Here is a 6,574-nt window from a genome sequence, read left to right as displayed (position 1 = left end):
AAAGAAGCTCGGCATAGGAAAGGATTTAGCCAGACTGACCGCATATTGCGGTGACAGATATATTTGGGTCGCTACGAAAACGTGTCTTAAAAGAGCTATATCAAAAGAAAAACTAGCCCAAGCCGGGCTAGTTAACTGTCTAGAATATTATAATACTATTAATAGTTAACAACGTGAATTGAACCGCCGTATACGGAACCGTACGTCCGGTGGTGTGAGAGGGTAAGGCTATCTTACCCTACTCGATTGACAAAATTTAATGAAATAAATTAGATAAAATAAAGTATAGCATATTTAGCAATATTTGGTATAATTGTACTCGATTACATAAGTTAGTGACTTTTATGCAGGAGGTTATTTAATGAAAGAAAAATTGAATGTCCTATTAGACTTTTGGAAGAGTAAGCTCGGGAGAGTATTTGTTATTGTATGCGCCGCATTTTTACTGTTGCTCAGCATCAGTCTGCTATTGTACATTTCAAATTCTGTCCAGCTGGCAAATGCCCAGGGTGAGAGTGATACTTTATCGGCCGAGAACGAAGAGATTAATCAGGAGCTGGAAACAAGTAACAGTGAACGGGAAGCACTTCAGCAGGAATTAGATAACGTCACTCAGGAATTCGAAGCATATAAAGAAAAGATGCAGCCTTACGAGGAAATGGAAGAAGCAGAGGCAGAAAATAGGGAGCACAAAGCTGAAGTGGAAAAAGAAGAAAGAGAGGAAGCAGAAGCAGAAAAGAAAGCAGAAGAAGAGAAAGAACGTAAACAAGCAGAGGAAGAAGCACAAAAGGAGAAAGAGCAGGAAGAAGAAGAAAAGAGGAAGCAGGGGTACGATACAGGCATCACTTTTGAAGATTTAGCCAGAAATCCGGATCAATTTGAAGGGGAAAAGGTAAAATTCAATGGCAAAATCATTCAAGTAATGGAAGGGGATACTTATAACCAGATGCGATTAGCGGTAAACGATAATTACGACACGGTGATCTACATTGAAGTAGCTAAAGAGCTAATGGCGGATGGCCGCATACTCGAAGATGACTATATCACCATCATGGGGACCTCCTTTGGCCTGTTGGATTATGAATCCACAATAGGCGGCCAAATTACAGTTCCGGCAGTTGTTGTGGACGATTTTGAAATGCACTGGGGCCGTCTTCAAAATAAAAGTCAATAGTACGCTTCCTGCATATTCATATTGAAGAATCACACAACCTTTGGTTATATCGGTATGTTCATCGCGGCTGCTCTGCTGGTTCGCTGGGCTTATAACAAATTCACCAGGGAAAAACTGTTGTAGATTAACCGGTATTATATAAGAAGATAGTATGAAGGCTGAGTTCCATTTGGACTCAGCTTTTTAAATTGCAAAAATTTAACAAGTTTATAGAAAGCGCTTACATTTTATGTTATAATAGCATTATATTATCAAAGGGGTGATTTTTTGGGAAGGTTAGATGGTAAAGTTTCAGTGATTACAGGCGGCGCGGGTGGCATGGGAACGACTCATGCTAATCAATTTATCAAAGAAGGGGCTAAAGTAGTGATTGCGGATCTGGGCACTACTAATGGGGAGAAAGCAGCTGAAACGTTAGGTGAAAACGCCATTTTCGTAGAGTTGGATGTTACTGACGAGTCAAGTTGGAAAAGTCTTGTTGAAAAAACAGAAGATACATTCGGACCGATTAATATTTTGGTGAATAATGCGGGCATTGTCGCTTCTGCTTCGATTAAAGAGACTTCCTATGAAGATTACAAAAAAACCATAACAGTCAACCAGGACGGTATCTTCTTGGGTATGAAACATGTACACCCTTCACTTAAAAAAGCAGACAAAGGCTCAATTGTTAATATTTCATCCATTTCCGGGATTGTTGGAAACCCAGATAACAGTGCGTATGTCGCATCCAAGTTTGCTGTACGTGGACTCACCAAAGCGGCAGCTGCTGAGTTCGGCGCAGATAATATCCGTGTGAATTCTGTACATCCAGGCATAATCCGGACAGCTATGACCGAGCAGGAAGATGTCCAGGAAATGGTTCAGGCGATGGTGGAAATGGTTCCGCTCAAGCGTCTTGCTGAACCTGAGGAAATTACGGATTTGGTTGTCTATCTGGCTTCAGATGAATCCAGTTATTCAACCGGGACCGAATTCATTGCTGATGGCGGGTTAACTCAGATACGCTAAATCAGTCAGATAAACTTGATATGAGATGTTAAATAACCTCCTGCATTCCAGGAGGTTATTTAAGTGAGTTTATCTTATGAAGTCAGTTGAATGATCTGAAGCTTCTTTGGATAACTCGTCAACACCTTGGCGTTAACATTTACGTTAATATAGACTTCTTCCAGTACTTTTTCAATTATACTTAAGGCGTCCTTCAGATCATTCTACCAAAATCACAGCACTGGATAATATCAGAAAGGATGGTTGTTATGGTAAATATACCGGCTGGGGATTATAAATACGTTTTAAATGAAAATTTTTCTCCAGAATTTAACGGGCAGGAGTTGTCATATTTCAATACTGATAACATAAAAAAGGTGCTGGACTTTCAGAAAAAACATGAATTGTATACAAACACGCCGCTTGAATCATTGCCAGATCTAGCTGAGTATCTGAATATTGCTGATATCAAAGTAAAAGATGAGTCACATCGTTTTGGATTGAATGCTTTTAAAGTGATGGGTGGCATTTATGCAATAGCAAAATACTTGGCCGATCAATTGGGCAGAGATATTGAGAGTTTATCATTTCAAGAATTGCAATCCCCTGCGGTGAGGGAAGAAATCGGAAATATTACTTTTATCACTGCAACTGATGGTAACCATGGCCGGGGTGTCGCATGGGCAGCGAGAGTACTTGGACAGCAGTCAGTGATTTATATGCCTAAAGGATCCTTGCCATCCCGGTTAGAAGCAGTTCGGGATGAAGGTGCTCATGCTGAAATTACCGATTACAATTACGATGAAACCGTGCGGATGACTGCAGGGCTGGCAGAAGAAAATGGCTGGGTAATGGTTCAGGATACAGCCTGGGAAGGATACGATCAAATCCCGCTTTGGATTGTGCAGGGATATGCAGCGATCGCACATGAAATCATTCAGGAACTGGAGGAAAAGAATGCTGAACCCCCCACTCATATTTTCTTACAGGCGGGGGTTGGATCTTTTGCTGCCGCGATTGCTGCTTACTTTAAACAATATTACAAAGAAAATGCCCCGACATTTTTAATTGTGGAACCCGATCAGGCGGATTGCTATTATCAATCCTTTTCCAGTGTGAATGGAGATATGGAAATTGTAACTGGTGATATGGCTACAATAATGGCGGGATTGGCCTGTGGAGAACCCAATCCTCGTGCTTTTAGAATACTGAGTCAATACGCAACGGCCGCTTTTTCTTGCAGTGATCGTGTATCTGCTTTAGGTATGCGCATCCTGGGTAATCCGCTTAACAGTGATCCACGTATTATCTCAGGAGAGTCAGGCGCAGTGCCATTAGGGTTATTATACCATCTGCGTGCTGGTTCAGAGGAAGATTGTGCAGCGATCAATCTCGATGAGAATGCCAGAGTATTGACCATTAATACGGAAGGAGATACTGATCGCCAACATTATCTGGATATGGTTTGGGAAGGGTTTTATTAAAACAAAGTAAAGTGTAACTTATTATTTTTTGATATTTATACAAGAATACTATAACATGATGTTATGGTAGAAGGAATATTGGGAAATTAGGGAATATTGAATATTTTACTGGTTTTCCCTCGGGCCTCAGCGCTGCTTCACGTATTTTTTTGAGACTAAATGAGAGCGTTATCAAAATCTTTTGTAAGGAGGATACATAAATGTTTGTAGATGAATTTGTGTTAGAGTTTCCTTTTCTCGAGGATATTGTTGGAACGTTGAATAATTTTATCTGGACATACGTGCTGATTGCTCTGCTAATTCTTGGAGGGATATATTTTACAATTCGCTCTAATTTTGTCCAAATTCGAATGTTTCCGGAAATGTTTCGTGTCATCACAGAAAAGAAGAGCGATGGCACAGGGGTTTCAGCATTTCAAGCATTTACCATCAGTTCTGCTGCACGTTTAGGGACGGGTAACATTGCCGGGGTTGCCCTCGCAATCTCAGTTGGCGGCCCAGGTGCGGTTTTCTGGATGTGGGTGATTGCTGCGGTTGGGATGGCTACAGGATTCATCGAGAGTACCCTGGGGCAACTCTATAAGGTGAAAGACGGCGACCGTTACCGTGGAGGCCCTGCGTATTATATTGAAAAAGCATTGGGAAAACGATGGTTGAGCATCATATATGTCATATTGATCGTGATCACATTCAGCATGGTTTTTAATGCGTTACAGGTGAATACGATTACTGATTCATTTGAAACGGCCTTTGGGGCAGACCGTCTCCTCCTCGCACTGATTCTAGCTCTCCCTACTGCGTTTATCATTTTCGGCGGGGTTAAACGACTTGTCAAAGTGACTCAGCTGGTCGTTCCATTTATGGCGATCGCTTATATGGCCATTGCACTTTATGTTGTTGTCATTAATATTGATGCAGTGCCGGGACTGCTTGGTCAAATTGTGAGTGAAGCATTCGGCCTTTCTGAGATGATTGGCGGCGGATTTGGTGCGGCAATTATGGAAGGCGCCCGCCGCGGACTATTCTCAAACGAAGCAGGGATTGGGAGCGTTCCAAATGCGGCCGCGTCAGCGAATGTTTCCCATCCGGCTAAACAGGGGTTATTTCAATCCTTTGGCGTCTTTTTTGACACCATGCTCGTTTGTACCAGTACGGCACTGCTTATACTGTTATCCAGCGATGCGTTGCTTGCAGACGAACAAGGTGCAGCGATTACACAAGCGGCTATGAGTGAGCATGTCGGTGGATGGGCAAGCGCTTTTGTCGCCATCGCTCTTTTGTTCTTTGCTTATAGCTCTGTCCTCGGCAACTATTATTTCGGGGAAACAAATATCGAATTTGTGCGTCCGAACAGTCACTGGCTCACTGTTTATCGCATCGGATTCCTCATTCTCGGGGTAGCTGGCGGCGTTGCTACTGTCGAACTTGCCTGGACTATGGCCGACTTATTCATGGGTCTGATGGCCATTTTGCATATCATCGTTATCCTGTTTTTAACGAAAACAGCAGTCACCGTACTCAAGGACTACACCGAGCAGAAAAAACAAGGGAAAGATCCGAAATTTTACGTGGAAAAGTACCCGGAAATCAAAAATACTGAGTGTTGGGGCGGACAAGAAGAGAGTTCAAGTCCCCATCGGGAGTAACAGGTGTAGTTTTTAGTCAAAAGACTGAACATGGTGCTTCATTTGTTTGAAAGAGAAGCGGATTCAATACTTCATTGGGGAGAATATGATTTTCATTATTGAGAAGGGTTTTTTCCCAATTTACTCCAAAAGTTTTGTACCATCTTCTTGCCATCATCCAAATCCTTATGGAACTTTACTTTCGCATGTTTCCGTTCATTATTGATCTTCGTCAAAGTGTTTAATGAGAGCGCCTCATTGTTCAATATCTGATGGGCGGCCAGCTCCCCCTGGAAAATGGCGATTTTAGCGTTTTCAATCCCTGTAATATTCCCGGCGACATACAGGTTGGGGAGCTCGGTCTGCATCTTTTCGCTGTGAAGCGGGACGTAACCGCCGAGTGCTTCCGAATATATGTGTTTGAGATCCAGCAGGGAGGCTATTTCATTCAATGGTGCCAAGCCGTCGGAGAGGCAGACGAAATCGCAGTCGATGACTCTGTCTGTATCAGCAATCAAGGTGCCTGCTGCATCCGTTTTCTGTACGGTGACGGATTCGACTTTTTCAGTACCGTTGATGCGAATGATTTTTTCTTTGATGGAGATGGGCATTCCCATCGCTTTCACACCGTTTTTAGGAAACAGTTTAACGGCTGTGCTATGGAAAGGCCTGGCCGTTTCTGCAATGCCCGCGGCGAGGGAAAGCGGTTTTGACGGTGCGGATTTGCCGAGCGACATGAGGGTATTCAATGCTTCTCGCGGTGTGTCGCTGTTGATGAGGTTTTCCTGAGGCAGACATATTTTGGCAACTTCGATATCCGCATATCCGAGCTCAAGGCCAATGACCATGGACAAAGGATTAACGCCAACAATCACACCTTTATCGCCGGGTTTGACTCTGCTGAAATTAGTCAGTACCTGGGCGGCGCCGACTGTCATGACTCCAGGGAGATCCCACCCGGGCAAAGGTGTGGATTTTTCCCTGGCGCCGGTGGCAATAATCAGATGTTCGGATTTGAAATTGCCGTTTGTTGTATAAACCGTATAGGTTTCATCGAATTCTACATTATAAACTGAGGTGCTCAGTTTGATCTCAGTCTTCTCTTTGGTATCTTCATACAGTTCATCAGCCATCTTTAGACCGTTCCACCAACTGCCTTTCTCCTCTTCATACAGCTGGCCGAGCAGTCTCCCTCCCGGATGGAAGTACTCATCAATGATCAGTACCTTTTGTGAATGCTGCAATATCCTTGCTGCACTGAGACCGGCAGGACCGGCCCCGATGATAATTGTATCGTACAT

5 protein-coding genes are annotated in these 6,574 nt (G+C 43.3%); 4 read left to right on the top strand and 1 reads right to left on the bottom strand.

All coding sequences use genetic code 11. The annotated features are described in order from the left end of the window. Window positions 1-361: 361 nt before the first annotated feature. The 4 genes from G343_RS0101300 to G343_RS0101285 all read left to right on the top strand — a co-directional run bounded on the left by G343_RS0101300 (window position 362) and on the right by G343_RS0101285 (window position 5,294). Window positions 362-1,174 (top strand): hypothetical protein, encoded by an 813-nt coding sequence (locus G343_RS0101300; RefSeq protein ID WP_020006324.1) that lies wholly within the window; start codon window positions 362-364, stop codon window positions 1,172-1,174. Window positions 1,175-1,441: 267 nt separating this feature from the next. Beyond that, entirely contained in the window at window positions 1,442-2,185 is a 744-nt protein-coding gene (locus tag G343_RS0101295) for an SDR family NAD(P)-dependent oxidoreductase (protein ID WP_020006323.1), read from the top strand. Window positions 2,186-2,433: 248 nt separating this feature from the next. Next, window positions 2,434-3,648 carry a diaminopropionate ammonia-lyase gene (gene dpaL / locus G343_RS0101290; RefSeq protein WP_020006322.1) on the top strand — a complete coding sequence of 405 codons (1,215 nt, stop codon included), beginning with the start codon at window positions 2,434-2,436 and terminating at the stop codon, window positions 3,646-3,648. A gap of 200 nt (window positions 3,649-3,848) precedes the next feature. After that, the gene (locus tag G343_RS0101285) at window positions 3,849-5,294 is read left to right on the top strand and encodes an alanine/glycine:cation symporter family protein (RefSeq protein WP_020006321.1); all 1,446 of its coding nucleotides are present in this window, start codon (window positions 3,849-3,851) and stop codon (window positions 5,292-5,294) included. Window positions 5,295-5,389: 95 nt separating this feature from the next. Here the strand turns inward: G343_RS0101285 and G343_RS0101280 are convergent, their stop codons facing one another. Beyond that, window positions 5,390-6,574 (bottom strand): NAD(P)/FAD-dependent oxidoreductase, encoded by a 1,185-nt coding sequence (locus G343_RS0101280; RefSeq protein ID WP_020006320.1) that lies wholly within the window; start codon window positions 6,572-6,574, stop codon window positions 5,390-5,392.

The sequence above is a fragment of the Salinicoccus albus DSM 19776 genome (assembly GCF_000385175.1).
Classification (GTDB): Bacteria; Bacillota; Bacilli; order Staphylococcales; family Salinicoccaceae; genus Salinicoccus; species Salinicoccus albus.
Note: the sequence above shows the minus strand (reverse complement) of the source record. Positions and strands in the feature narration are given on the sequence as shown.